Below are 24,772 nucleotides of genomic sequence, written 5' to 3' on the forward strand. Positions count from 1 at the left end.
CACAAACAATCGCGGACCCAGCGGCCGAACCTCTTTCCGACCGCTCGGCGCTACCGTTCGTAGTGCTTGATCAGCGTCTGAGTCCCCATGTCCCCGAACCCGTCGCGGGCCAGCTCTCCGTAGTCCTCCGTCACCTGAGCCAGGACCTCCAGGTGCAGGCGGCTCTGCGCCGCCTCCTCCGAGGCCAGCGTCAGGTCCTTCAGGAAGTGCTTGAGGAAGAAGCTCGGCTGGAAGTCGTTCGCCGCGATTTTTGGCCAGCAGGCGTCCAGCTGCCTGCTGGCCGCTGCACCGGTGGACAGGGACTTCAGCAGCACTTCGAGGTCCAGCCCCTTGGCCCGTGCGTAGGCGATGGCCTCACACACGCCGGAGAGCGTCCCTGCGATCATGATCTGGTTCGTCAGCTTCGCGTGTTGGCCGCAACCCGCCTTGCCCTGGTAGTTGACGTTGGCGCCCATGGCGCGGAACAGGGGCATGCAGGCCTCGTAGTCCGCCCTGTCGCCTCCCGCCAGGATGGAGAGCGTCCCGTCCCGCGCCCCCGTCTCGCCGCCGGTCACGGGGGCGTCCATCACCCGGAAGCCGCGCTTCGTGCCCTCGGCGTAGAGCCGTTCGGCCAGCGTCGGGCTGCTGGTGGTCATGTCGATGAGGCAGGCGCCCCGTTCCGCGCTGTCCAGGACGTTCCCGGCCCCGAAGTAGACCTCCTCCACGTCGCGGGGGAAGCCCACCATCGTGATGACCTCGCTGCAGCCCTTGACGCACTCTGCGATGGAGCTGCCGAAGGCCGCGCCCTCCGCGATCACGTCGGCGACCTTCGCCCTGTCCCGCGCGAAGATGCGGAGCTCAAAGCCCGCCTTCATCAGGTTGCGCACCATGGACTTCCCCATGATGCCCACGCCGATAAAACCCACTTTTCGCAATGTGATACCCCCTTTGGAATGCGATCCGCGGGGCCGCCCGCACGACGGCCTCAGCCCCTGTCGTGATCAGGTCTTCATCATAGCACAAACGGCCGCCGCGCTCCAAAACGTCCAAACTCCGCGGGCATTTTGCCGGAGGACAGGATAAAATAAGAACCATCGGTCGCCTGGGCGGCTGGAACTTTGGAGCGGAGGGATTGCCTGTGAGGAAGAGACGTCCTGTGCTGGGGAACCTGGAGGAGGCCGGTGCCCTGTGGCGAAGCGGCGGAGCGGTGCTGGACCGCGCGGGAGGGGCAGCGCGCGCCTGGATGTGTCCCGCGGGGCGGACCCTCGCGGTGCTTCCGGACCTGCGGCAGGCCTCGGAGCTGGTCGCGGACAGTCGGGCCCTGTTCCCGGACCGGCCGGCCATGCTGCTGTCCGAGCTTCCCCTCACCTCCCAGTCCGTCAACAGCCGTCCCCTGCTGCTGGAGCGGGGCGAGACGATCCGTCGCTGGGCGGCGGAGGGCGGCGTGCTGGCCGCCACGCCCGGCGCGCTGATGGCCCCCTGCCTCCTGGGGGAGTCGGAGCTATCCGTCCGTAGGGGAGAGGACTACGCCAGGGACCGCCTCGCCGCCTGGCTGGAGCGCAACGGATACCAGCGGACGGACCTCGTGTGGTCGCCGGGGCAGTACGTCCTTCGCGGCTTCATCATGGATGTCTTCGACCCCGCCCACGCCCTGCCCCTGCGCTTTGAGTTCTTCGACGAGAACCTCGACCGCATCGCGGCGTTTCACCCCTCCACGCAGAAGAGCGCCGCGGAGCTGGAGGACGTGAGCCTCCACGGCATGGCCACGGCGACGGAAGGCGTCCCTGCGGAGATGCTGCCCGATGACGCGCGAATCCTCCTCTTCGACCCCCAGAAGTTGGAGGCCCAGGCGATCTCCTTCCACTGGCTCTGGCAGGAGCTGTCGGCAGGGGCGGAGGGGAAGGTCGTCAAGGACTGGGGGGAGATCATCAAGGTGCTGGCCCGGCTGCCGCACCTCAGGATCACGGACGCCGCGGAGGCCGCGGACGCCGAGCTGGACGTCCGCCCCCTGCCCCCCTTCAAGGGGGACTTGAACGCGGTCCTGCGCCTGTGCCGGGACTTTGAATCCCAGGGCTGCCGCGTCGCGGCCCTCACGACGAACCCCCGTTTCCTGGACCGGGGAAAAGGGCCCTTCAGCGTCCTGGGGGATGGGCTTGAGCTCCGGGAGGCCCCCCTGACGTCGGGCTTCGAGGATCGCTCGTCCGTTCGGGCCTTCATCTCCGACCGGGAGCTCTCCGGCGTCTCCGCCTCCGGCACGACCTCGGAATGGCGCGCTCCCGTAGAGTGGCGGGACCGCCTCTCCGAGGGGCAACTCGTCGTCCACGAGGACTACGGCGTCGGAGCCTTTCGCGGCATCCGTGAGGTGGTCACTGCCGGCGTGACCTCGGACGCCCTGATCGTCGAGTTCGCGGACGATCAGCGCCTGCTCGTCCCCGTCCTGCAGGCCCACAGGCTGACGCCTCTCGCAGAGCACGAGAACGAGGAGACGCAGCTGGACTCGCTGCGCGGCACCCGCTGGCGAAAGAGCGTGGAGAAGGACAAAGAGCGCGCCAGGGAGGAGGCGAAGGCGCTCCTCGAGATCTACGCGCGCCGCGAGCTGGAGAGGCAGGAGCCCTTTGCCGCGCCGGAGGAGCTCTACGACGACTTCGTCCGTGCCTTCCCCTTCAACGAGACGGCGGATCAGCTCCGTGCGACGGCGGAGATCATGGCGGACCTGTCGAGCCGCTTCCCCATGGACCGCCTGCTGGTGGGGGACGTGGGCTTCGGCAAGACGGAGGTGGCTCTGCGCGCCGCCTTCCGCGTCGTGGCGTCGGGCCGTCAGGTCTGCGTCCTGGCACCGACCACGATCCTGGCACAGCAGCACTTCTCCACCTTCCAGTCACGGCTTGCGGGCTTCCCCGTCAGCGTGGGGCTGCTCTCGCGCTTCGTGTCACGGAAGGAGGCTGCCGCGACGCTGGCCCGCGCGGAGGCGGGGGAGGTGGACGTCGTCATCGGCACGCACAAGCTGCTGCAGAAGGGCGTACGCTTTAAGGACCTGGGGCTTTTGGTCATCGACGAGGAGCACCGCTTCGGCGTCATGCACAAGGAGGGGCTGAAGCGCGCCTACGGCGCCGTGGACATCCTGAGCCTCTCCGCCACGCCCATCCCCCGCACCCTGGCCATGGCCCTGAGGGGGCTGCGCAGCATCTCGGTCCTCTCGACCCCGCCGGAGGACCGCCTGCCCGTGACGACCTTCGCCGGCCCCTGGCAGGCGCCCCTGGTGCGCAAGGCCGTGGCCTATGAGCTGAACCGCGGCGGACAGGTCTATTTCGTGGTGAACCGAATCTCGCGGATGGAGGAGCAGGCCCGCACGCTCTCGGCCTTCTTCCCCGAGGCGAAAGTCCAGATCGCCCACGGCCAGATGGCGGGGCGCGAGCTGGAGCGCACGATGATGGACTTCTACGCCGGAAAGATCGACGTCCTGGTGGCGACCACCATCATCGAGAGCGGCCTGGACGTGGGGCGGGCCAACACCATCATCGTGGACGACTCCCAGGAGCTGGGGCTGGCTCAGATGTACCAGCTGCGCGGGCGCGTGGGCCGGCGGGGCGAAAACGCCTTCGCCTACTTCTTCTACCCGGACCGGGAGGTTCTGCCGCGGGAGACGGCGGACCGGCTGGAGGCCATCTCCACCATGACGGACCTGGGGTCGGGCTACGCCATCGCCCGGCGCGACCTGGACATCCGGGGCGGCGGGGAGATCGGGGGCACCAGCCAGCACGGAAGCGCCAGGAGCGGCAGTTTCCACGTGTTCTACAGGATGCTGGAGCAGGAGCTTCGCCGTCTGCGCGGCGAGGAGACGAGGATGACGGACCTCAGCTTCGATCATGGTGGCTCCGTCCCCACGTTCTACATCCCCCAGGAGGACGTGCGCGTGACGATCTACCGCCGGCTGCTCCAAACGGTGGGGCTGGACGAGCTGGCTGCCCTGATGGAGGAGGTCCGCGACCGCTTCGGCGCGCCGCCCAGGGAGGTGCGCCTCCTGGCGGCGATGACGGCCCTGCGCAACTTCGGAGGCCGCTTTGGCCTGGAGGAGGCCTCGGTCCGGCAGGACGGCACGACCGTTTCGGGCGACATGGGGCTCCTGGCCCCCTTCCTTGGAGCGGAGCGGGGCTGGACGGTGATGCGCGCCCGGGCCGCCGGCCCCGGAGGCCTCGTCGGGGCGGAGGCCCTCGTTGGCGCCATGAGGCGCGCCGGGGAGGGGATGGCCGGAAGACCGGCCGCTCCCGCTGGAGCCGTGAGCGGCGAGCCCGTGGGCGCGGAACCAGGCGCCGCGGGCCGCGTGGAGCGTTGAGAAAACCGCAGGTTCGCCCTTCGTTTTGGGAGGCGACACGGGATTATTGCAGGCTGATAACGGGCTCATTACAGGGAGGGTGAGGGGTATGACGTATTACGTCGGCGTCGATGTCGGCGGCACGAGCGTGAAGATCGGCGTCGTGAGCTCAGCGGGGTCCATCGTCAGCGAGGTGGCGATCGCGACGGGGGCGGAACGGCCCCAGGAGGTCGTGCTTCAGGACATCCTGGAGGGCGTGAGGCAGGCGGTCGCGGCCAGCGACCTGGGGTGGGGGAAGGTGCGCGCCGTGGGCGTCGGCTGTCCGGGGATGGTGCGCGCCGAGGAGGGCACGGTGCTCTACAACAACAACCTGGGTTGGCGCGATTTTCTGCTGGGCCCGATGCTGACGGAGGCCCTTGACCTGCCCGCGCGGGTGGAGAACGACGCCAACGCCGCGGCGCTGGGCGAGGTCGTAGGGGGCTGTGCCAGGGGGGCGACGAGCGCCATGATCATCACGCTGGGGACGGGCGTCGGGTCGGGCTTCGTCATCGACGGGAGGATATGGGCGGGGTACAACTCCGCTGCGTGCGAGTTCGGGCACATGGTCATCGTCCGCGGGGGCCGTCCCTGCACCTGCGGCCGCAGGGGGTGCTTTGAGGCCTACGCCTCGGCCACGGGGCTCATCGCGATGACGAACGAGGCCATCGCAACCGACCCGGAGGGGGCGATGGCGGAGATGGCGCGCCGCGAGGGGCGCGTCGGAGGACACACCTCCTTCGTCGCCGCCGAGGCCGGGGATCCGGCTGCCATGCGGCTGGTGGACGAGTACACGGACTACCTGGCCTGTGGGGTGGCGAACCTCGTCAACGGCCTTCAGCCGGAGGTCGTCGGCGTCGGCGGAGGCGTGGGCAAGCAGGGCGAACGGCTGCTGGTCCCCCTGCGTCGGAAGGTCTCGGCGGAGCTCTACGGCCGCGATTACGAGGACGATCGGGCGACGCGCCTGGTCTCCTGCACGCTGGGCTACAAGGCGGGGCTGGTGGGCGCGGCGATGGCGGCGAAGGTTGCCTACGGGGAGTGAGCCCTGGGCTGGCAGGGTGGGGAACGGGAAACCGAAAAAATCGCAAAAGGTTGTTGACAAGTTCGGGAAATACGGGTAGAATACACGCTGTTGTGGTAACGGGGCTGTAGCGCAGCTGGGAGCGCGCTTCCCTCGCACGGAAGAGGTCGGGAGTTCGAATCTCCTCAGCTCCACCATTTTAGTTCGGGGCGTAGCGCAGTCTGGTTAGCGCACCTGCTTTGGGAGCAGGGGGTCGAAGGTTCGAATCCTTTCGCCCCGACCAGCGCTGACCAACGGTGATGCCGCGGGAATAGCTCAGCTGGCTAGAGCGATGGCCTTCCAAGCCGTAGGTCGCGGGTTCGAATCCCGTTTCCCGCTCCATTGAGATACGAACGCGCTTGTAGCTCAGCTGGATAGAGCAACGGCCTTCTAAGCCGTAGGTCGCGGGTTCGAATCCTGCCGGGCGCGCCATTGATATGGTGAGCGTAGTTCAATTGGCTAGAGCACCGGGTTGTGGTCCCGGGGGTTGGGGGTTCGAGTCCCCTCGCTCACCCCAATAGTTAATAGTGCGCTCGTAGCTCAGTTGGATAGAGCGACGGACTTCGGATCCGTAGGCCGCGGGTTCGAATCCTGCCGGGCGCGCCATTCAAATAACGTGGACTGTTAGCTCAGTTGGTAGAGCAGCTGACTCTTAATCAGCGGGTCGTGGGTTCGAGTCCCTCACAGTCCACCATTACCTTTTTCATGAACGTCCAAAGTCGTCCAAAAAGCCCGCTGTCAAGCGGGTTTTTCTTTTGTCTTCACTCCATGAAAGTCCACCCTGATGCCAATTCGCGTTTAATATGGATTGCCTCCCCTGAAAGGGGAGGTGCCGCCAAGGGCGGCGGAGGGGTTCAGCCAGACGACACGACTTACGGACGCCGACAGGCGGTCGGCGTCGTGTCGGTCGGCTGAGGGCGAAGGAAGTCCGGGGAACTTCCGAAGCTCAGCCAGACGACACGACTTACGGACGCCGACAGGCGGTCGGCGTCGTGTTGGTCGGCTGTGCCGAAGCAAGGCAATGGATTGCCTTGTGGAGGCGTTGGCGGGGAATGTCAGACAGGCGCGTCTTAGGAAAAACACTCGCCGCCCCTACACCCCCCCTTCGGGGAGCCTTCCGGCTACCGTTCGCTGCCGCTCACGGGCCGTCAGTCCCCCACTTCGGGGCAGCCCCCCTTGCAAGGGGGGCTTTCTTGCCCTTTAGACGCAAAATGGTATCAGTTCGGGCTCTACCCGGAGGGGGCGATGTGCCCCCGGTTTCGACCTCTCCACTCGGCTTCGGTCTCGCCTCCACCTCACCTCCCCCGATTCCCCACCTCTCATCGCGCCTGACTCCCGCTCCCCGGTGGGGGAGACCTCTTTGCCCGTCGCCTGGGCCTCACCCTGTCAATGTGCCACTGCCTTGCTCGATGGTTATATATTGCAGTTATCTGTAATCAAATCTATCAATAGTATTGCTTAATAATTACAGACATCTGTATTTTATAATGTTGCTGAGAGGTGATTACAATGTTGCGCGAGGAGTATCTAACAACAGCGGAAGCTGCAACATTGACAGGGAAAGGAGCAAACATGATTGCAAAACTCTGTCAAGCTGGCCGTCTGCCTGGAGCTGAGAAGATGGGGAATAGCTGGGTCATCCCTAGGGAATCGGTTTTGAAATATCAGCCCTCCAAGCGTGGAGTGAAGCCCCGCTCTGAGCGGGTGAAGGCGGAGCGGGCGGCCTTGCGGGAGGAAGTCGAGGCCGCGATCTCAGCGGCCAGGGGGGAGGAGGGATAGGGGATGGCAACCTATACGGCTTGCTACACGAAGATAGAGGCGGGCTATATGGGGCAGCTCCTCGAATGGCCGGAGGTCATCACGGAGGGGAGCACCCTGGAGGAGTGCCGGGCTATGCTGCTGGACGCCGCCCAGGAGATGACGAGGGCCTACCTGGAGACGGGGCAGGTCCCTCCTCAGGCTCAGGTACTCTTCGAGCCTCTCCCTGTGGCCATGGAGAAGGTGTCGCATGTCGGTTAACCGACGCGATCTCGTGAGGCACTTGGAGCAATACGGATTTTTTCTGCAGCGGGAGGGCCGCAATCACAGCATCTACAACAACGGCAAGGGCAAGATGGTCCCGGTCAAGCGCCACACGACCTTCGACCGCATCACGGCAAACGCCCTGTGCAAACAGGCCGGTATCCTGGCGATCTTTTGATTTTGGAGGAGGGGTAAGGGATGGCGACGCATACTTTCACGGCGGTCATTCACCGGGAGGACGATTGGTATGTTGCGGAGTGTCCTGAGGTGGGGACGGCCAGTCAGGGGGCGACGCTGGAGGAGGCCATCGCCAACCTGAGGGAGGCCACGGAGCTTTACTTGGAGGAGGAGGCATACACTCCGAGAGGGCGGCCCCTGGTGACGACGTTCGAGGCTGTGGCTCATGCCTGAGCTGCGGGGTTTCTCGGGACAGGCGGTCGTCGGGATTCTCCAGAGAATGGGCTTTGACCTCCGTCGGAGCAGGGGCTCCCATGTTGTCTTGCGTCGGGATGGGGCTGTCTGCGTCGTCCCCATGCACAACGAGCTTGCCGTGGGAACGCTCAGGAGCGTCTTGAGGCAGGCAGGCGTATCCTCGGAGGAGTTTTTGAAGAACTCTTGACCTCCCCCACGCGGCCACAGGAGAGAGGTCTACAGGTAGGCCAAGGAGTGACCCTTAGGAGACGCTTGTTAACGTTAACATCCCCGCCGAATTACGCACAGGGGCAAGGTCTAAGCTGGAAGCCTGGAGAGCGTTCCGGGGAACATGAAGGGGGGATAGAGGGATGGCTCAATTCGTGCTGGAGCTGCCGCAGGAGCTGCGGGAGCGTATCGAGACCCGAAGCGGCGCGGCCAATCAGAAGCCGGAAAAGTTCATGTTGATGGCCATCGAGCAGTACCTTGAGGACTTGGAGGACTACGAGGACGCCGTGAGAATTTCCGAGGAAGTCAGGAGCGGCAGGATGAAGACCTATAGCCTGGAAGAGGTGAGGGCTCACCTTGGCTTGGACGATTAGGCTTTCCAAGGAGGCGGAGAAGGCTTTAGAGCGCTTGGACAAATCTGCGCACACACGGATAATCGATTTCCTGAGTACCCTATCCTCCGCACCTTCTCCACGAGAAAAGGGGGCGGCCCTGGCCGGTCAGTTCTCGGGGTATTGGCGCTACCGCGTGGGAGACTACCGGCTGATCTGCGAGCTCCGTGACGGGGAGCTTGTCGTCCTCGTCCTGAAGATCGGCCACAGGAGAGAGGTCTACAGGTAGGCCAGGGAGCAGGGGGCTGGACACAGGAACGCATCGGCAAAGCTCTGGGGGTTAGCAAGATGACTGTGTCAAGATGGCTCCCCGTAACAAATGTTACAAATCAAAATTCAGACAATTGCCTATCTCCAACCCCAACCCAGAACCTGGAAGCGATACCCAAGGAGCTGTTGCAAAAGCGCGGTATCCCTTGGCGTAAGGAGGATTGAGGACGTGGCGGCTCGGCTCGTTGGGGAATCCATGGGTGGTGAGGGATTATTTTTTTTGTTTGCCTTCGACGTGACAGAGAAGACTCAGAAATCTCCGAAGTTTAATATACCGATTCAAATCGGCTTTGTTTATGTCAGACGAGGCGATACAGAAGAGCGATATTGTGACAACACAATAGGCTCCATTACTGCTCACAATCCGTATTGGAACGACCCCACGACGGAGTTTGCCCAGGAGGAGATTGAGCGAATCGTCAACCTGCCCCCCTTGAGTGGAGACGGTAAGTCTCTCACCCCCGAGGAGCTGGAGTGGAACCGAAAACAATTCCCGCACTGACCCCATGGGGGGACACGGAGGAGAGGACGCGGCATGAAGAAACAGACACCCCGAAAATGGACCGAGGAGGATCGGCAGACGATCTTAAGAACAATGGCCCGACTCACGCCGGAGCAACAAGCCCAATTTTCCGAGGATGTCAGGCGTGGGGAACGTTCTTTCACCATTGAGGAAAGATGGCTACTGGATGAGTTTTACGGTACACAGCCCGGTCAGCTCGCGATGGTAGAAGGGCGAAATAGCGCCGACTCATGTAGGTAATGCTTGAGCTTGCTCGTGCCCAAGATTTCCTGATGGAGATACCTTGATGATGAAGACACAGACAGATGAGTTTCGAGGAAGGGTGGAGGCCGAGGTCTTCACGTCCACGGAGGCGGCAGACTACTTGGGGATGAGCCGCCAGAATCTCTCTCGTCAGACCAAGGCCGGGCGCATCCCCTGCATTCGGGGGAAGCTGTACCTCAAGGGTGACCTTGATGAGTACAATGCAACGGCTCGAGGCGGCCCGGAGAGGAAGGGTGGGGACAAAAAGCGGGGCGGTCGTGAAGACCCACCTATACCCGGCCTGTAGACCCTACTGAAAAAACAACGACCCCCCTGAGGTTGTGGCTAGGAATACCGTTGGAATTTCCGACGGAACCTCCCCAGCCTTAGAAGGACTGGACGAAGACGAACGGGCTATGTTTTTCTTAGGGCGTCGAGGGGATGAATCCCTTTCACCCCCTTGACGTCCCTCACGGTTCGTCAGGGACTGGCCAAGGGGGCTCAAGTGTCGTCATTTTGACGACGGTTGGAGGGCGGTCCCTGCTCCCCTTGGCCAAGAGACAACCGAAGTCAGAACGACTGCGGTTGAGGTAGGGCTGAGCCTCCTCTCCTGTGGTCACGCAGCCACAGGAGAGGGCGCCCTAAACGTGGACGCCCTTTTTGCTTAGTCCTAACCCGATGTTCTGTCTTGTATGGGAATGTACGGTTATGTATAATCATAGACAAAGAACTAAGGGGAGGTGAAGTGATGGCGAAGGCTTTGGACGTTGCAGAGTATTTATTGTCTAAAGCAGATACCACAGAGAACGACATGACACACATGAAGCTGCAAAAGCTCCTGTACTACTGTCAGGGGTTCTCCTTGGTCCTCCTTGGGCATCCGCTCTTCCCGGAGGTTATTGAGGCGTGGCTTCATGGCCCCGTAGTGCCGGTCGTTTATCAAGCGTTCAAGCGTTACGGGAAAGCTCCTCTTGAGAGAACGGGGCTGGGGGCCATTGATGCCCTTACCTCCGAGGAGAAGGCTTTGATTGACGATGTTTACTTCGTCTATGGAGGCTACTCCGCTGCGAAGCTGCGCAACTTGACTCACAGTGAGGCCCCCTGGCTCAATGCGGAGGGCAAGGCCGACAATACCATCACTACAGAATCCATGAGCGCTTTCTTCCCGACGTTGCTTGAGGAGATGGCATGAGCGTGAGGCTCAAGAGGCGTATAAACTCGAAGATTGCCGAACGAAAAGACCCCGGAGGTTCGTTTGCGGACGAGCCTCCGAAGTTTTCTTTGCGGTATCTTCAGGAGAGCCATAGCATTGTCTGCTGCACGACGGAGGAACGATTGGGCTTTGTCGATGCCATGCACAAGCGGCGAGATATCCCCTGGAGCCAGCTCGAAACGATGCCTCACGGAGGGTTAGGGTGCGAGGTCATCCGGCATGGTCTGAGGGTTGCACTTCCCAGCAGCGCTAAGGGTAAGTCAATCCTGTCCTTTCGCTTCTCGGGCAAGAAGGCTATGGTCGGGTTCCGGGAGAGGGACGTATTTTATATCCTCTGGTTCGACAGGGACTTTTCCGTGTACAGTTATGGGTAGCCCCCTTGTCGCGTTGCTCTGAATGAAGGAGTCTGAGCCTTGGCGAAACAAAGGGCAAGCGGATGAAAAAAGGCCCACAAAATGGCCTACAATTAAAGAATGGAAATCTATATTTCATTGTCTTGAGCTGATTTATGGGTATAATTCGCTAGCCTCACAGACCACCATTTCATTTTAGCGAACGTCAAAAACTGTAAAAAAACGCTGAGAGGCGGGTTTTTCTTAGTCTTTTAGGAAACCCCCGGCTCAGCCAGGGGTTTTCTAAAAGACTAAGAAAGTTCGTGCCGCTTACAACCATGTGGAAGATCTGGTTGAGCGGCGCGAGATGATGCAGGTCTGGGCGGATTGGCTGGAGGGGTTGAGCAGAGATTGATTTTACACCTCTCCATCTTTGGCATATAATGAACCCGATGTCAATATAAATGGCACTGTCTTTATTAGCCGTTGGAGGAGGGCTGCGAAATGCCATATTACACGATAGGCTACGAGGGCGTGAAGCTCGAGGGGTTCATCCTTTGCCTGGAGCAACATGGTATACAGGTCCTGGCGGATGTTCGGGAAAAGCCTTATTCCCGTAAACCAGGGTTCTCGCAACGCGCACTGCGGGACGCCGTAAGCTCCCACGGGATTCGATATCAGCATTTTCAAAGATTGGGATGTCCTCCCGATATTCGCAGCGCCTATCAGGAGGATGGAGACTGGGGGCGCTACCGCATGGCCTTCAATCGGTATCTGACATCCAACCTAGATGCAGTGAAGGAACTTGCCCTGTTTACCAGGGACTTTCCCTGCGCCCTGATGTGCTTCGAGGCCGACCCCAACCGCTGCCACCGTCTTCTCATCGCACAGCAGATCGAGAAGCTGTACCATGAACCGATCCGGAACCTACACCCGGCAGACGTCACTCGTCAAATAGGCCTTTTTGAAAAAACAGTTCCCTGTACTGCCTAGGCGGAAGAAACACGCTTATGGCAAGCCATTGATCGGGGTGTCGGTGCATATTGCCCATCAGGATCATGGGGCCGAGCTTGTTTGCTTCGGCCTCATATTTGTTCCGGAGGAACCTCTCCCAGTCATCGCCGTGCTCTCTCACGCAGCGCCAATACAACGCCCCAATCTCCCAATCCGTGATCTTGAGGCGAACTTCTTTCACTCCACCTTCGGCAACAGGAGCTTCAAAAAAGTAATAGAAATTGTAGGGAACCTTCTTCAGCGCTGGAGGAAGATCCAGCGCTTTTCTCGAAAAAAGGGGATTATCGCTTTGCAGCAGGGCTTCTTTTTCTTTCGGGGTCCAGTCCTCCGCGCCCTTTTTGATCTCCAGACTCACAGGGCTATCAGGAACATACAAAGCGAGCGAGACCTCTTCAGGAACGGCTGGTGTGCAGCGTTTCCCCTGGTCAGGAGGGAGAAATCCCCGTATCCGTGGAACTCGCTTTAGCCACTCCATTCTGGCTCGCCAGCCTGTTCCACTCTTCATGAGCTCTTGAAGCTGAATCGTATCGAAGTTACCCCGACGGCTTTCCTTGCGGTTGTCACCTACCGCCGCCTCCGCCTCAATCATGATCCACTGCCATTTTTTGAACCGTTTCTCTTCACCGAGAAAACGAAACGGGACAGGGAAAATCCTGCGCATCTCCCCCGCCTCCGTTATTCCGGCAACACAGGTGGTTTCTACATAGCCCCTGCTTGGCTCTGGGCAGGTTTTGACAAGGATGAGAATTCTTTCTCGAGGCATCATAGACCTCCCTAAACGCCCCTGCGAATATCACCGTAATTCTGAAAGGAGCCCCCAGAGCACCGAGATAAGCGCCAGGACCGCGATTAACCAGAGCACCATCCGCTGTTTTTTCACTCCCGCTTTTTTCTCCTCATGAGTAAAGATTCTTCCGCACCCCGGACACGCCACCGCCTTATCGGAGACTTCTTTGCCACAATCCTTACACTTGAAAATTGCCATAACATTACCTCCTCTGCAATAAATGACACACAACTATCTCGTGGCCACCTTCGACATGCGGCGCACAATGAAGATCATTCCCAGACGTTGCCACCGTACTGCAGCCCCGCCAGTGCCGAGAGAGCCGATGCATGGGAAGCTATTGCTCCTGTTCCCAAGGCGGGATTATGGCGTGGCCGCGCTCCTTATTCCCCCCTTCTAACTCCTTGTCGTTTGATGCTGGAATGGAAGGGGGGAGAAGGCTTCTCTCTCCCTCTATTCCTCTATTCTTCAAAAGTACTGCTATCGAAATAGCGAAGGTTATTCCCGTCCCATATGCTGACCGGCTAGGACGCAGTTCTTTATATAAGTTGTCAAAAACGTATGTTTGCGCAACTGTAGATAAAAGCATAAAAAGAAAAGATAGCAAAAAAGTCTTGAAATATGAATATCGCTTCTTGAACACAAATCGCATGATTAAAGCCGGGGTAGCTCCCAAGGTCCCAATCAAGACAATATCCCAAAATGAAAAATATACACGAGGCATTGTATCCTGAACACTCGGTAAAGATGGAAACGGACTGTAACGTTCGGGCGTTTGATGTTCTCTCGAAATCGTAGACCCCCGTATTTGAGAGTTATCAGCATGAGGTGGCACCAGTTCCCAACGGGAAAAAATTTCCTTCACAAGGCCGTGCCATCTATTCTCAGCGTCAGGGGGATAGGTCAAAACGAAAATCAATACCTTATCGTCATGCCTCAAAGCCGCACATTTCAAACGCATATAAACTCCCTTTGCGACCGCAACCTCATAAGTCGCCATCGGAGAGGTCTGCGTTTGAAGCTCAAACGTTTTTTTCTCAATGCGGCGCAAAGAAGATTTGTAGGCCGGTTGCAATCCTTGGGCAAACCCCTCTAAGAAATGTGAAAGGAGATATGAAAGGTCTCCCCCTAGCAAAGAGCCCCCCGAATCTTCCGACCACAGGGCCAGAACCTGCAGGGTAGAAAGCGGCTCACCGTCATTCTCAGCCGGAATTCTGACATTGAGACACCGTTGTGTGTTAAGCACAGCATTGTAATTGTAAAGCGCATCTTTTTGCACAGGGTTGTCTTGAAAGACTACAAGCCAAGACGCTGGGATAAAAATTGTCCCCGCATTCTGCAGTGGTATTCCCTGCCAGGCATCATTTTTAACGTCAGGGAAGGAAGCAGCAGCAATCTCTTTTACGCTCTGTCCCGGCTGCCACAGTTCCAAGGCGCGTTCAAAAACGGGGAACCAGTGTCGTTCCCCCCGAATTCCGTAAGTGGCTGAAAGTCTGTAAAGAATCCCCTTGTGCTCAACATAAGCCTCCAACATTCGCGACCCTCCGCCAGGCCCAAATGTTGCATCAAAACGCCAAACCTTACCGTATTTTTCTTTTTGAAACCTCACTGGGCCGACCCGGCTTCCAGGAAAATTTTTCAAGACAAAGGCTCTTGTCTGGTCTATCATAAACCTTGCCCCATCTTTTCTAAGGTTTACGATTCTACCTTCCTGTGAAAACCATATGCGGGAAGAAACAACGGAGCAGACAATCCCCTCGTTTTCCTGTTTTGCATTAATCAAGGATTGCGTGTAATAGGACACAGATTGATTTTGTTGGGGTTGCACTTCGACTTTAGCGTCATTCCAAAAGTTCACAACAGCCCATTCCCCGGGCAAAAAAAGAGTACCTTTATCTGGCTGGGGATAGGCAGTCCACTCGTCTGAGGAGGAATTTGCAAAAACGACAGAAGAAAGGGCGACAGAGATAAACACAGCCAATAGGATTTTCTGCGCACACCTGTTCATTAGGCATCCCTTCCTTTAATCACGTGGCCCGTGCAATGTTGCTGGAGCGATGCTGTCTATTTATCCCCATAATGAGTGCGGCACTGCACAATCTCGATCGTATCGTTCAAGACGCGATAAACCAGACGGTTCTTCTCGTCAATACGGCGGCTCCAACCCAAATCCACAGGTTGCGATAGCTTTATCGGCGCTCAAGCCCGTCGTTGTACAGGTTAAGCCGATACTGACCTTTCACCCGTCAGGTGCAGCAGAAAATGTGCAAAACCGGTTTCCGACGCACGTTAAAAACTTTGCCTGTGGTTGGGGGTCCAATACCCGGAGTAGTTTCCGATCAAAGGCTCCGGGTTTCCGATGCCGTCATAACCGTTGCGTTCAATGTCCGTAATCAGCTTATTGATGCGGCGAAGGGTTTTCTTGTCCTGCTCAAGCCAGTAGAGGTAATCTTCCCAGGCTCTTTCGTCCCATTGCTTTTTCATCTTTCGTCATTCGCAGTTTATGAGCTCATGGGTAACTCCCTTCCCCGCCTTCATATCGTTGATTGCCTCCAGAAGCAGCTTCTGGTTGTGCTCGTTATAAAACGCATCGTTCGAGAGCTCTTTTATACGCCGATCCAAATCCATCCTTATGGACGCCTGAACAGTCATCACGTCTATCACCATCCTCATAAAAACTACCTTAACACTCTTTCCCTCGCATCACACAGACCGGGCAATGCCACCAGAGCGAGGCAAGGTGGAGGGCTCTTCTTTCAAGCTCTTTGTCATCATCGCCACGACTAATTTTTCAAACAGCTCTCGATTCTCCGGAGTATCCGGCAAGTCCAGACGCTCACCATTCGGACGCTCATAAATAAGACGAGCTACCGCTTCGGAGTCTCCAAGGGCGCCATGTTCCGACGTTACAAGAGAAGAGTCATTCCCATCGGTTCCCACCAATTCCAACAATCTGCTTGTGTAACGTTTAGGGTCATTCATCTCGCCAAGGAGATAGGCCGTTGAGGTGTCGAGGGCCTGGGCAAGTTTTTGGAGCATATCCGTATCCGGGATTCTCTTCCCCTGCTCCCAGCGACGCACAGTATCTACAGACACGCCAAGCGCTTCTGCTAGCTGAGTTTGAATCCAATCCTTTCGTTTCCGTGCCATAACAATACGTTTTGAAATCATGCCATTCAGCAATAAGCAAATCAAGAAGCAAAACGGCGACCTTAAAATGCCGAACGGCTTTAATACCCATTTACAATGCTGAATAGCGTGTTATCATTCTCTTATAGGCTTTTCGTGACAATGAAGGGCAGGGAAATCCATCACGATATAGTCGCCCTCTTTCCCGATCAATAGCTCCTCGCTCAATGTATGAAACACCAATTTTTCTTTATCCGTTTCATAATAATGGAACAAAACGTATGATGCTGCAAGCGTCGCATGACCGCACAGTTTCACCTCGCCTCCCGGCGTAAACCATCTAAGCTCATAGCCATCATTTGTCTTTACGGTAAATGCTGTCTCAGAAAAATTATTTTCTTTTGCGATGTTTATCATTAACTTGTCTGATGGCCATGTATCCAATACACATATGGCAGCTTGATTTCCATGGAATATCTGTTCTGTAAAAGCATCAACTATATATTGTTTCATTTTTCTGTACCCTCTTACAAATTTCGATTTATCACTCTGTTGCTTGATCTGATTATATCATTCTATTCTCTGTTTTTCTACCTGTTTCCCCTCTTTATTGGGCCTTGACTTGAGGGTCACGATAGTACATATTATTAAGAGTTGAGTTTTCGTGATCGTCACTGATACGGCGCCGGCAACTCAGGTGCAGGGACGATTCAAAGACTATTGCGGCGGGCTGGATCGAACGAACAAGGCCTTTGTCCCTCACCTGACGCAGCAGCCCGCGAGGACGCGAAATATTTTGGAGGCCCGAATTTTATGGAAAAGATTCGTCTCGGTGAATTAAATAAGGCTTTACGCCAATGCGGCATAGGACTTGACCTCGACGAAATCGACAATACCCCCTGTTTCGGAGTGTATCATGTCCATGACTGGAATCATGGCTATGATGGCTTTTATGGAATAACGGTATATGAGGATGGAAGCTATACGAAGGGTACTGCAGGGTTTCATGGAACAAGACGACAGTTTTACAGGGATATGCAGGAAACGATCAACTTCCTGCTTGAATATTTCCGTTTCAAAAAGATTCAGGAGTTGATTATAGCGCCATGCTTCCAATACACGCAGTTTTCGTTCAATGCGGAACGTAACGATATTTACGAAGAAATTTATGCTTTTTTGCGAAAAAACAACGTCCGAAAAAACGAACGCTCCGGTGTAAAAATAAACCTCAAAGACGATATTGGGCCGCTGGAGATGACCGTAGAAGGAGCTTTCAGGGGCGTTTCGGAATTGTGTTTGTTTGCGCCAACTCATAAGATGCTTATCGCTCCGAACCACCATTTCGGTTTTACATTTTTTACTCAGCAAAAATCACTTGAAATGGAAGTCATCACTGAATTGTTGGGCGGCTATTTGAATTTGCTCTACCTCGAGGACCAGGAGAGCCAATGAGCTTGACGAGCGCAAACGGCGAAGAAGAGGGGCAGCCGGAGCCTGACCTTTCCTTGAAAAATTCTAAAGGGGATGGGAGGGGGCGAATTTTTTGCTTTACGGCACGCAGGCGTTCCGCAATGGACGGTCGTGCCCGAAGGGCTTGTGAGCTTTGGCCTGATGTGGCGAACCGCTCCCAAAAACACCTTGCGTGATGGGGTAGACTATACTCATGGCTTTTTGCAGGGCCACGGTCTGCCCCCTGATTGCGGGGTGGGAAGGGAGACGCGCAGGATGAATGAGACGGACGCACCGAAGGCGATTCAGGTCCGAGGCGCCAGGGTGCATAACCTGAAAAATATCGACGTGAACATACCGCTGAACCGAATCGTCGGGATCGCGGGCGTGTCCGGTTCCGGCAAGTCGTCGCTCGCGCTCGGCGTCTTGTACGCCGAGGGATCAAGGCGCTACCTGGAGGCGCTGTCCGCCTACACGCGCAGGCGCATGACGCAGGCGGCGAAGGCGGACGTCGACGAAGTGCTCTACGTGCCGGCTTCCCTTGCGCTGCACCAGAGGCTGGGCGTACCGGGCATTCGGTCCACCTTTGGAACGGGAACGGAGCTCTTGAACAGCGTCCGGCTGATGTATTCCCGGCTGGCGAACCACGTCTGTCCCAACGGACACCCTCAGGAGCCCACGCTTGCGGTCGCGGCGGAGCAGGAGCTGGTTTGCCCCGTCTGCGGCGCACGGTTCCACGCGCCGTCGGCCGAGGAGCTTTCCTTTAACGGTCAGGGGGCCTGCGAGCGCTGCGGGGGCACGGGCATGGTGCGGACGGTGGACGAGGCGACGCTTGTGCCGGACGAGTCCCTGACTATAGACGAGGGCGCAGTGGCCCCGTGGAACAGCCTGATGTGGTCCCTCATGACCGACGTCTGCCGGGCGATGGGAGTGCGCACGAATGTGCCGTTTAAAGATCTGTCGGGTAGGGAGAAGGACCTCGTCTATCACGGCCCCGCCGAGAAGCGGCACATCCTGTACAAGGCAAAGAACTCCAACGTGGCGGGCGAAATGGACTTCACATACTACAACGCCACCTATACGGTGGAGAACGCGCTCGCCAAGGTCAAGGACGAAAAGGGCATGAGGCGCGTGGAAAGGTTCCTCAAGGAGGAAATCTGTCCGGAATGCGGCGGCAGCAGACTGTCAGAAAGGGCGCGGCAGCCCAAATTGCGCGGAGTGTCCTTGGACGTGGTCTGCAGGATGCCCCTGTCGGAGCTCCTCCAGTGGGTTGAGGCCGTGCCGGGCTCCCTTCCGCGAGAAATGCAGCCCATGGCGAACAGCATCTGCGAGTCCTTCCGCACGGCGGCGCGACGGCTGATGGATTTGGGGCTCGCCTACTTGTCCCTTGACCGTGCGGCGTCCACGCTCTCCACGGGGGAACGTCAGAGGATGCAGCTTGCCCGTGCGGTGCGAAACCGGACGACGGGCGTGTTGTACGTGCTGGACGAGCCGTCCATCGGGCTGCATCCGGCCAATATCGCAGGGCTAAACGCCGTCATGCACGATCTTGTGGCGGACGGCAATTCCGTCCTGCTTGTCGATCACGACATGCAGGTCCTGAAGGAGGCCGATTGGCTCATCGAGATGGGGCCGCAGGCGGGCGCTGAGGGCGGCAGGGTCATCGCGGAGGGCACGATCGCGGACATAGAGAAGGACGCAGCCTCCCAGATCGGGGCGTTCCTTGCGGGGGGGCGGAGGGTTGAACGGGAACGCCCCCTCCGTCCCAACGGAACGTTTGCCGAAGGGACGATACGCCTTGTGACTTCCGCGATCCACACCGTCAAGCCGCTTCGGGTGGCCATTCCCAGGGGACGGCTGACCGTGGTGACGGGCGTGTCCGGGTCCGGCAAGACGACGATGGTGCTGGAGAGCCTCGTGCCCGCGCTGGAGGCCGTGAGGCAGGGGAAGAGGGCGCCCGAGCACGTCGTTGAGGTGGCGGCCGAATGCATCGAGCACGTCAAACTGATCGATGCAACGCCCATAGGCGTCAATGTCCGCTCTACGGTGGCGACCTACGCGAACGTCCACGATGAGCTGCGGAAGGCCTACGCGCGCACGCAGGACGCGAAGCGGCACGGCTATAAATCCGGGGACTTTTCGTACAACACGGGGAGCCTGCGGTGCCCCGTCTGCGATGGGACCGGCTCCATCAGTCTGGACGTGCAGTTCCTGCCGGACGTGGAGGTTCCGTGCCCGGATTGTCACGGGTCGAGGTATGCAAAGGCGGCCTGCCAGGTCAGGCACACGAATGGTGCTGGCGTTTCCCGTTCCCTGCCGGAGCTGATGGATATGGACGTGAGCGCCGCGCTTGAGTTCTGCAGGGAGATGAAAACCATCCGGTCAAAGCTGCGGGTGCTGCAGAGCCTCGGCCTTGGCTACCTCAGGCTGGGCGAAGATACGCCGGGCCTTTCCGGCGGCGAAGCCCAGAGGCTGAAACTGGCGAGCGAGATGGGAAGGGAGCAGGCCGATTCCGTGTTCGTCTTTGACGAGCCCACGATCGGGTTGCACCCGCTGGACGTGCAGACCCTGCTCAACGTGTTTCAGACGCTCATAAGGAACGGGGCGACCGTGGTCGTCATCGAACACGACCTCGACGTGATCCGCAACGCGGACCACGTCATCGACATGGGGCCGGGAGGCGGGGAAGCGGGCGGTACGATCGTGGCGACCGGCACGCCGCACGAGATCAGGGAGGACGCAAGGAGCGTGACCGGAAGGTACTTGTAGCCGCGGCGGCAGGGGCGCCCGAGGGCTTTTCCTAACGTGATGTCGATCGGCAGTGTGGCGAGCCGATGGCCGGAGGCCGTGGTCTGGAGTGGACTGGAGGCGCTTTCCATGGCCGGGAGGATGAAAATGGAATGGGCGGACGGGGTCGCCCGCAACATAGAACGGATCGGAGCGCTGTTCCCCGGCTGTGTAACGGAGGCGCGGGGCGCGGACGGCAGGCTCCGGGCGGCGATCGACTTCGAGCGGCTTCGTCAGGAGCTCTCCGACGAGGCGATCGCGAGGGACGAGGCCTATGCGTTCACGTGGGTGGGAAAGAGGGCGGCCATCGCCGAGGCGAATCGGCCCATCCGAAAGACGCTTCGCCCCTGCCCGGAGGACAGCGTGGATTGGGACGCGACGGAGAACCTCTACATCGAGGGGGACAACCTCGATGTGCTGAAGCTCCTGCAGGAGAGCTACTTCGGAAAGGTCAAGGTGATCTACATTGACCCTCCGTACAACACGGGGTCGGATCGCTTCGTCTACTCCGACACCTTCGCCGTCAGCGAGGAAGAATACCTGGAGCGAAGCGGCGCGAAGGGCGAGGATGGGACGGTCCTCTTCAGGGAAAACAACTTCGCCAACCCAAGGTTTCACTCGGACTGGCTCTCCATGATGTACCCCCGGCTCTTGTTGGCACGGAACCTGTTGAGCGACGACGGGGTGATCTTTATCTCGATCGACGAAAACGAGGTCAGCAACCTTCAGAAGCTCTGCAATGAGGCGTTCGGCGAGAGAAACTACGCGGCGACCTTCCTCTGGACCAGGACCAACACTCCGCCCGCGCTCTCCTGCAAGTGCCGAAAGACCGTGGAATACGTGCTGGCATACGAGAAGAGGCGAAGCGCGCTCAAGTACTTCGGCGCGCCCCTCGACGGCGGCGACGCCCCCCTCCTGAATGCCGGGAATCCCGAAAAGGCGCTCCGGTTTCCTTCGGGCAGTATTCACTTCCCCTTCCTCCGCGACGGGGTCATTCCCGCTGGCGAGAAGGGCAGGGTCTGGCTGCTGGACGAACTGCGCGTGGAGGACGGCGTGAACGCCAACGCGGTCCGCCTCGCCGGGGAGTTCAAGTGGGAGCAGAGGACTCTGGAGGCGGAGGTCAGGCGCGGGACCTGTTTCGTCGTCAAGTCCGACCGGTTCGCCATCCGCTTTCAGAGGCGGAATCTGGAGGACGCCTACAAGACGCCGACCAACCTTCTGAACGTCGAACTCAATCGGGAGGCCGCCGTAGGGACGAACGAGACGGCGCTTCGGGAGCTGGAGGAGCTGGGCCTTGGGAAATGCTTTGACTACGCGAAGCCGCTTTCCCTGGTTCAGGCGGTGGCCAGGATGGTCTGCGCTCAGGATAAGGAAGCCCTTGTGTTGGACTTCTTCTCCGGTTCCGGGACCACGGCGGACGCCATCATGAGGATGAACGCCGAGGACGGCGGGCGCAGGAGGTTTATCATGGTCCAGATTCCGGAGCGCACGGCCCCGGACACCGTCGCGTTCAAGATGGGGTTTAAGGACATTGCCGAGCTGGGCAGGGAGCGCATCCGTCGTTCCGGCGCGCGAATCGGGGCAAAGGAGCCGGACGGCGCGAGAAGGACGGACGTCGGGTTCCGCGTCCTTCGGCTGGACGAAAGCAACATGCGGGACGTCTACTACGCTGCCGGAGAGTATCGCCAGAGCCTGCTCCCCGCGCTCGCGTCCAACGTAAAGCCGGATCGCACGGACATGGACCTTCTCTTTGGCTGCCTGCTGGAGTGGGGGCTTCCACTCTCCATGCCGCACCACAGCGAGGAGGTGGAGGGCTGCAGGGTCCACACATGGAACGAGGGAGACCTGATCGCCTGCTTCGCCGAGGACGTGCCGGATTCCGTCGTCAGGGAGATCGCGAGGCGCAGGCCGCTTCGCGCCGTGTTCCGCGACGCGGGCTTCAGGGACAGCCCGTCCAGGATCAACGCCGTGGAGCTCTTTAAGGCGCTGGCGCCGAACACGAGGCTCAAGGTCCTCTGAGGGAGGGGCTGCGGTGAAACTTCGGTTCCGACGCCAGAAGTTCCAGGAGGACGCGGCCAGAGCGGTTGCGGACGTGTTCGCCGGGCAACCGTATCGGACGCCGGCGAACAGGACGGACAGGGTCGTGGGAGAGGCGCTGTTGCCGCGTCCGGCGGGCTGCGACGGGTGGAGCAACCCGCCCGTCGTCCCGGAGCTGACGGACGCGCGGGTCCTGGAGAACCTGCGGAGGGTGCAGCGCGCCAACCGGATCAAGCCGTCCGAGAAGCTGGAGGGGCGCTACAACCTGACGGTCGAGATGGAGACGGGAACCGGCAAGACCTACACCTACATCAAGACCCTCTATGAGCTGAACGGGCGGTACGGCTGGAGCAAGTTCATCGTCGTCGTCCCCAGCGTCGCGATCCGCGAGGGCGTCTACAAGTCCTTTCAAGTCATGCAGGACCATTTTGCGGAGGAGTACGGTCGGAAGGTTCGATACTTCATCTACGATTCCTCGCAGATGACGGAGATCGACCGGTTTGCGTCGGACCGCTCCATCGACGTCATGATCATCAACGCGCAGGCCTTCAATGCGAGAGGAAGGGACGCGCGGCGCATTCACATGAGGCTTGACGAGTTCCGATCGCGAAGGCCGATTGAGGTCATCGCCGGAACCCATCCGATCGTGATCATCGACGAACCGCAGTCCGTCGAGGGCAGGCGGACCAGGGAGGGGCTGAGGCAGTTCAACCCCCTGATGACCCTGCGCTACTCTGCGACCCATCGGCCCGACAGCCTCTACAACCTGGTCTATCGGCTGGACGCGATGGAGGCCTACAACGAGCGACTGGTGAAGAAGATCGCCGTCAAGGGCATCGTGGAGACGGGGGGCGCCGCGACGGAGGGCTACGTCTACCTTCAGGGCGTCAACCTGTCCAGGGCAGCCCCCACCGCAACGGTTCAGTTCGATTGCAGGGGGACGTCGGGGGTTCGGCAGGTCACGAGGACGGCGGGCGTCGGCTATGACCTCTACGAGCGCTCCGGCAGGCTGGAGGAGTATAGGGACGGCTTCGTCGTGAAGTCCGTCGACGGCCGGGACAACTCCGTGGAGTTCCTGAACGGCGTCAGGCTCTGCGCCGGAGAGGCGGTTGGCCGTCTGAACGAGGATCGGCTGCGCCGCATCCAGATCCGTGAGACGATCCTCTCTCACATCGAGCGGGAGCGGCGGCTGTTCCGCCGGGGCATCAAGGTGCTGTCCCTTTTCTTCATCGACGAGGTCGCGCACTACCGGGAGTACGACGCCGATGGGCGGCCTCAAAACGGCCTTTTTGCGCGGATGTTCGAGGATGAGTATCGGGACGTCGTCTCCGTGACGCGGGGCGGTCCGGGCGAGGAGGAGTACATGGAGTATTTGGGGGCGATCGCGCCGGACAGCACCCACGCCGGATACTTCTCCATCGACGGGAGGGGACGCATGACCAACGGCAGCCTGAGCGACAGGCGTGAATGCACCTCGGACGACATCGACGCCTACGACCTGATCATGAGGGACAAGGAGCGCCTTCTTGATGGTGACCCCAGGAGGTCGCCGGTGCGCTTCATCTTCTCCCACTCCGCCCTGCGCGAGGGTTGGGACAACCCCAACGTCTTTCAGATCTGCACGCTGAAGCGAAGCGGAAGCGAGGTCCGTAAGCGTCAGGAGGTGGGGCGTGGCCTGCGCCTCTGCGTCAACCAGGACGGGGAGCGCATGGACGCGGAGGCCCTCGGAGATGAGGTCCATGACGTCAACGTGCTCACGATCATCGCCAGCGAGAGCTACGACAGCTTTGCGAGAGGGCTGCAGGCAGAGCTTGCGGATGAGGCCGCGGGCGCGGCTGAGGCGGTCGTTGCGCCCCCTCGCTCCGTCTTGGACGTCCGTGTGCTGCAGCCGGAGGACGCCCGCAGCGCAGAACCGACCATGGGGCCGGAAAAGCATGCCAAGGCAGAGTTGCAGGCACAGTGGTCCGGCGTCGACGAGAAGCCGGTCTGCGCAGTGGACTTCGATGCCGATGCGCTGATCTGGAGGGCGGTCCGCGCGCTGAACGGGGGGCTGCGCCTCCCAAAGGCCCTCGTCCGCGTCGAGTCCGGCGTCCTGGGGACGATGGTGTCGAAGGAGGGCCTGTGGTCCGGAACCTCGTTCGCGAGGGAGGGGGTCGAGGTCTACGAGGCCTCTGGTGGGGCGGGAGCTCGGAACGTGAAGTACGACCTGATCGGCAGGCTGGTCGAGGCCACCGACCTCACCAGACGGGATGTCGTTACCGTCCTCACCGGAATTGCGGCGCCCGTCTTCGAGCAGTTCAAGGACGCCCCGGAGGAGTTCATCCTGAGGGCCGCATCCCTGATCAACGGCGAAAAGGCCACGATGACGGGCAGACGAGGCGCTGTCTGCGACGTGGCGGACGGCGCCTCGGGCGTTACCGGGGTAACGGATGTAGATTGAGCCGCATCGCAGCGGACGAAGGCACAACAAAAATATCCTCCGACGTGCTGAAAAACGATCCACTGCACGTTCACGTCAAGTTTGATGTCGCTTCGCCCAATCCGCGCT

The 24,772-nt window shown here is 59.5% G+C and carries 28 protein-coding genes and 7 tRNA genes; 26 read left to right on the top strand and 9 right to left on the bottom strand.

From position 1 onward, the window contains the following. Positions 1–50: 50 nt before the first annotated feature. On the bottom strand, positions 51–905 hold the full coding sequence (locus ACK28C_RS07080) for an NAD(P)-dependent oxidoreductase (RefSeq protein ID WP_243440711.1): 855 nt from the start codon (positions 903–905) through the stop codon (positions 51–53). Positions 906–1,117: 212 nt separating this feature from the next. On the opposite strand from ACK28C_RS07080, the gene ACK28C_RS07085 reads away from it, so the two are divergent. The 22 genes from ACK28C_RS07085 to ACK28C_RS07190 all read left to right on the top strand — a co-directional run bounded on the left by ACK28C_RS07085 (position 1,118) and on the right by ACK28C_RS07190 (position 12,014). Further along, entirely contained in the window at positions 1,118–4,312 is a 3,195-nt protein-coding gene (locus tag ACK28C_RS07085; protein WP_208872939.1) for a DEAD/DEAH box helicase, read from the top strand. An 88-nt stretch (positions 4,313–4,400) separates the two neighbouring features. After that, the gene (locus ACK28C_RS07090; RefSeq protein WP_015556391.1) at positions 4,401–5,369 is read left to right on the top strand and encodes an ROK family protein; all 969 of its coding nucleotides are present in this window, start codon (positions 4,401–4,403) and stop codon (positions 5,367–5,369) included. A 100-nt stretch (positions 5,370–5,469) separates the two neighbouring features. Next, a tRNA-Ala gene (locus ACK28C_RS07095) sits at positions 5,470–5,545 on the top strand. Positions 5,546–5,553: 8 nt separating this feature from the next. Continuing rightward, positions 5,554–5,631, top strand: a tRNA-Pro gene (locus ACK28C_RS07100). A gap of 21 nt (positions 5,632–5,652) precedes the next feature. Further along, positions 5,653–5,729 (top strand) — tRNA-Gly (locus ACK28C_RS07105). Between the two features lie 13 nt (positions 5,730–5,742). Then, a tRNA-Arg gene (locus tag ACK28C_RS07110) sits at positions 5,743–5,819 on the top strand. Between the two features lie 8 nt (positions 5,820–5,827). Continuing rightward, positions 5,828–5,904: transfer RNA gene (locus tag ACK28C_RS07115), tRNA-His, on the top strand. A gap of 12 nt (positions 5,905–5,916) precedes the next feature. After that, a tRNA-Arg gene (locus tag ACK28C_RS07120) sits at positions 5,917–5,993 on the top strand. A gap of 12 nt (positions 5,994–6,005) precedes the next feature. Next, positions 6,006–6,081, top strand: a tRNA-Lys gene (locus ACK28C_RS07125). 815 nt (positions 6,082–6,896) lie between these two features. Then, positions 6,897–7,166, top strand: a complete 270-nt coding sequence (locus ACK28C_RS07130) for a helix-turn-helix domain-containing protein (protein WP_015556390.1) — start codon at positions 6,897–6,899, stop codon at positions 7,164–7,166. A gap of 3 nt (positions 7,167–7,169) precedes the next feature. Then, positions 7,170–7,406, top strand: a complete 237-nt coding sequence (locus tag ACK28C_RS07135; protein ID WP_015556389.1) for a type II toxin-antitoxin system HicB family antitoxin — start codon at positions 7,170–7,172, stop codon at positions 7,404–7,406. Positions 7,407–7,419: 13 nt separating this feature from the next. Then, on the top strand, positions 7,420–7,587 hold the full coding sequence (locus ACK28C_RS07140; protein ID WP_208872935.1) for a type II toxin-antitoxin system HicA family toxin: 168 nt from the start codon (positions 7,420–7,422) through the stop codon (positions 7,585–7,587). 20 nt (positions 7,588–7,607) lie between these two features. Then, positions 7,608–7,820 carry a type II toxin-antitoxin system HicB family antitoxin gene (locus ACK28C_RS07145; protein ID WP_015556388.1) on the top strand — a complete coding sequence of 71 codons (213 nt, stop codon included), beginning with the start codon at positions 7,608–7,610 and terminating at the stop codon, positions 7,818–7,820. Then, complete coding sequence (locus ACK28C_RS07150) at positions 7,813–8,028, top strand: type II toxin-antitoxin system HicA family toxin (RefSeq protein WP_015556387.1); 216 nt, start codon at positions 7,813–7,815, stop codon at positions 8,026–8,028. The genes ACK28C_RS07145 and ACK28C_RS07150 overlap by 8 nt, the downstream gene beginning before the upstream one ends. 163 nt (positions 8,029–8,191) lie before the next feature. Continuing rightward, positions 8,192–8,422 (top strand): hypothetical protein, encoded by a 231-nt coding sequence (locus tag ACK28C_RS07155; RefSeq protein ID WP_015556386.1) that lies wholly within the window; start codon positions 8,192–8,194, stop codon positions 8,420–8,422. Next, on the top strand, positions 8,406–8,669 hold the full coding sequence (locus tag ACK28C_RS07160) for a type II toxin-antitoxin system RelE/ParE family toxin (protein ID WP_208872933.1): 264 nt from the start codon (positions 8,406–8,408) through the stop codon (positions 8,667–8,669). Before ACK28C_RS07155 ends, ACK28C_RS07160 begins: the two co-directional genes overlap by 17 nt. 32 nt (positions 8,670–8,701) lie before the next feature. Beyond that, entirely contained in the window at positions 8,702–8,875 is a 174-nt protein-coding gene (locus ACK28C_RS07165; RefSeq protein ID WP_208873989.1) for a hypothetical protein, read from the top strand. A gap of 4 nt (positions 8,876–8,879) precedes the next feature. Beyond that, positions 8,880–9,212: a hypothetical protein gene (locus tag ACK28C_RS07170; protein ID WP_409151987.1), complete on the top strand. Its 333-nt coding sequence runs from the start codon at positions 8,880–8,882 to the stop codon at positions 9,210–9,212. Positions 9,213–9,519: 307 nt separating this feature from the next. Next, positions 9,520–9,783, top strand: coding sequence for a helix-turn-helix domain-containing protein (locus ACK28C_RS07175; RefSeq protein WP_409151988.1), 264 nt, complete (start codon positions 9,520–9,522; stop codon positions 9,781–9,783). Between the two features lie 441 nt (positions 9,784–10,224). Beyond that, entirely contained in the window at positions 10,225–10,668 is a 444-nt protein-coding gene (locus ACK28C_RS07180; RefSeq protein WP_409151989.1) for a Panacea domain-containing protein, read from the top strand. Positions 10,669–10,670: 2 nt separating this feature from the next. Next, a complete protein-coding gene (locus tag ACK28C_RS07185) occupies positions 10,671–11,063 on the top strand; it encodes a hypothetical protein (RefSeq protein ID WP_409151990.1) in 393 nt (130 codons plus the stop codon). Between the two features lie 462 nt (positions 11,064–11,525). Then, positions 11,526–12,014, top strand: coding sequence for a DUF488 domain-containing protein (locus ACK28C_RS07190; protein ID WP_208872928.1), 489 nt, complete (start codon positions 11,526–11,528; stop codon positions 12,012–12,014). On the opposite strand, the gene ACK28C_RS07195 is transcribed toward ACK28C_RS07190, so the two are convergent. The 8 genes from ACK28C_RS07195 to ACK28C_RS07230 all read right to left on the bottom strand — a co-directional run bounded on the left by ACK28C_RS07195 (position 11,965) and on the right by ACK28C_RS07230 (position 16,464). Next, positions 11,965–12,801, bottom strand: a complete 837-nt coding sequence (locus tag ACK28C_RS07195) for a hypothetical protein (RefSeq protein WP_409151991.1) — start codon at positions 12,799–12,801, stop codon at positions 11,965–11,967. The two genes, ACK28C_RS07190 and ACK28C_RS07195, sit on opposite strands and share 50 nt — an antisense overlap. Before the next feature lie 27 nt (positions 12,802–12,828). Beyond that, positions 12,829–13,020, bottom strand: a complete 192-nt coding sequence (locus ACK28C_RS07200; RefSeq protein ID WP_015556384.1) for a zinc-ribbon domain-containing protein — start codon at positions 13,018–13,020, stop codon at positions 12,829–12,831. Positions 13,021–13,159: 139 nt separating this feature from the next. Then, on the bottom strand, positions 13,160–14,830 hold the full coding sequence (locus ACK28C_RS07205) for a hypothetical protein (RefSeq protein WP_208872924.1): 1,671 nt from the start codon (positions 14,828–14,830) through the stop codon (positions 13,160–13,162). Between the two features lie 56 nt (positions 14,831–14,886). Continuing rightward, positions 14,887–15,015, bottom strand: a complete 129-nt coding sequence (locus tag ACK28C_RS07210) for a type II toxin-antitoxin system YoeB family toxin (RefSeq protein ID WP_208873988.1) — start codon at positions 15,013–15,015, stop codon at positions 14,887–14,889. A 96-nt stretch (positions 15,016–15,111) separates the two neighbouring features. Beyond that, positions 15,112–15,306, bottom strand: coding sequence for a Txe/YoeB family addiction module toxin (locus ACK28C_RS07215; RefSeq protein WP_015556383.1), 195 nt, complete (start codon positions 15,304–15,306; stop codon positions 15,112–15,114). A gap of 6 nt (positions 15,307–15,312) precedes the next feature. After that, a complete protein-coding gene (locus ACK28C_RS07220; RefSeq protein WP_208872923.1) occupies positions 15,313–15,495 on the bottom strand; it encodes a hypothetical protein in 183 nt (60 codons plus the stop codon). Positions 15,496–15,525: 30 nt separating this feature from the next. Next, positions 15,526–16,005 carry a helix-turn-helix domain-containing protein gene (locus ACK28C_RS07225; protein WP_409151992.1) on the bottom strand — a complete coding sequence of 160 codons (480 nt, stop codon included), beginning with the start codon at positions 16,003–16,005 and terminating at the stop codon, positions 15,526–15,528. A gap of 81 nt (positions 16,006–16,086) precedes the next feature. Continuing rightward, positions 16,087–16,464 carry a PhzF family phenazine biosynthesis protein gene (locus tag ACK28C_RS07230; protein ID WP_208872921.1) on the bottom strand — a complete coding sequence of 126 codons (378 nt, stop codon included), beginning with the start codon at positions 16,462–16,464 and terminating at the stop codon, positions 16,087–16,089. Between the two features lie 300 nt (positions 16,465–16,764). Between ACK28C_RS07230 and ACK28C_RS07235 the strand changes: the two genes are divergently transcribed. The 4 genes from ACK28C_RS07235 (at position 16,765) to ACK28C_RS07250 (ending at position 24,664) form a co-directional block, all read left to right on the top strand. Beyond that, positions 16,765–17,403, top strand: a complete 639-nt coding sequence (locus ACK28C_RS07235) for a hypothetical protein (protein ID WP_015556382.1) — start codon at positions 16,765–16,767, stop codon at positions 17,401–17,403. 273 nt (positions 17,404–17,676) lie between these two features. Further along, on the top strand, positions 17,677–20,169 hold the full coding sequence (locus tag ACK28C_RS07240) for an excinuclease ATPase subunit (RefSeq protein WP_015556381.1): 2,493 nt from the start codon (positions 17,677–17,679) through the stop codon (positions 20,167–20,169). Positions 20,170–20,208: 39 nt separating this feature from the next. Further along, a complete protein-coding gene (locus ACK28C_RS07245) occupies positions 20,209–22,206 on the top strand; it encodes a site-specific DNA-methyltransferase (RefSeq protein WP_208872919.1) in 1,998 nt (665 codons plus the stop codon). A gap of 13 nt (positions 22,207–22,219) precedes the next feature. After that, positions 22,220–24,664, top strand: coding sequence for a DEAD/DEAH box helicase family protein (locus ACK28C_RS07250; RefSeq protein ID WP_208872917.1), 2,445 nt, complete (start codon positions 22,220–22,222; stop codon positions 24,662–24,664). The last annotated feature ends 108 nt before the right edge of the window (positions 24,665–24,772 follow it).

This window comes from Fretibacterium fastidiosum, assembly GCF_964642095.1.
GTDB classification, from domain to species: Bacteria; Synergistota; Synergistia; order Synergistales; family Aminobacteriaceae; genus Fretibacterium; species Fretibacterium fastidiosum.

Coding starts and splice junctions, on each gene's coding strand:
- ACK28C_RS07090 (WP_015556391.1), top strand. CDS start 4,401: ATGACGTATTACGTCGGCGTCGATGTCGGCGGCACGAGCGTGAAGATC.
- ACK28C_RS07130 (WP_015556390.1), top strand. CDS start 6,897: ATGTTGCGCGAGGAGTATCTAACAACAGCGGAAGCTGCAACATTGACA.
- ACK28C_RS07135 (WP_015556389.1), top strand. CDS start 7,170: ATGGCAACCTATACGGCTTGCTACACGAAGATAGAGGCGGGCTATATG.
- ACK28C_RS07145 (WP_015556388.1), top strand. CDS start 7,608: ATGGCGACGCATACTTTCACGGCGGTCATTCACCGGGAGGACGATTGG.
- ACK28C_RS07150 (WP_015556387.1), top strand. CDS start 7,813: ATGCCTGAGCTGCGGGGTTTCTCGGGACAGGCGGTCGTCGGGATTCTC.
- ACK28C_RS07155 (WP_015556386.1), top strand. CDS start 8,192: ATGGCTCAATTCGTGCTGGAGCTGCCGCAGGAGCTGCGGGAGCGTATC.
- ACK28C_RS07175 (WP_409151988.1), top strand. CDS start 9,520: ATGATGAAGACACAGACAGATGAGTTTCGAGGAAGGGTGGAGGCCGAG.
- ACK28C_RS07180 (WP_409151989.1), top strand. CDS start 10,225: ATGGCGAAGGCTTTGGACGTTGCAGAGTATTTATTGTCTAAAGCAGAT.
- ACK28C_RS07190 (WP_208872928.1), top strand. CDS start 11,526: ATGCCATATTACACGATAGGCTACGAGGGCGTGAAGCTCGAGGGGTTC.
- ACK28C_RS07195 (WP_409151991.1), bottom strand. CDS start 12,801: ATGATGCCTCGAGAAAGAATTCTCATCCTTGTCAAAACCTGCCCAGAG.
- ACK28C_RS07200 (WP_015556384.1), bottom strand. CDS start 13,020: ATGGCAATTTTCAAGTGTAAGGATTGTGGCAAAGAAGTCTCCGATAAG.
- ACK28C_RS07205 (WP_208872924.1), bottom strand. CDS start 14,830: ATGAACAGGTGTGCGCAGAAAATCCTATTGGCTGTGTTTATCTCTGTC.
- ACK28C_RS07215 (WP_015556383.1), bottom strand. CDS start 15,306: ATGAAAAAGCAATGGGACGAAAGAGCCTGGGAAGATTACCTCTACTGG.
- ACK28C_RS07220 (WP_208872923.1), bottom strand. CDS start 15,495: ATGAGGATGGTGATAGACGTGATGACTGTTCAGGCGTCCATAAGGATG.
- ACK28C_RS07230 (WP_208872921.1), bottom strand. CDS start 16,464: ATGAAACAATATATAGTTGATGCTTTTACAGAACAGATATTCCATGGA.
- ACK28C_RS07235 (WP_015556382.1), top strand. CDS start 16,765: ATGGAAAAGATTCGTCTCGGTGAATTAAATAAGGCTTTACGCCAATGC.
- ACK28C_RS07240 (WP_015556381.1), top strand. CDS start 17,677: ATGAATGAGACGGACGCACCGAAGGCGATTCAGGTCCGAGGCGCCAGG.
- ACK28C_RS07245 (WP_208872919.1), top strand. CDS start 20,209: ATGTCGATCGGCAGTGTGGCGAGCCGATGGCCGGAGGCCGTGGTCTGG.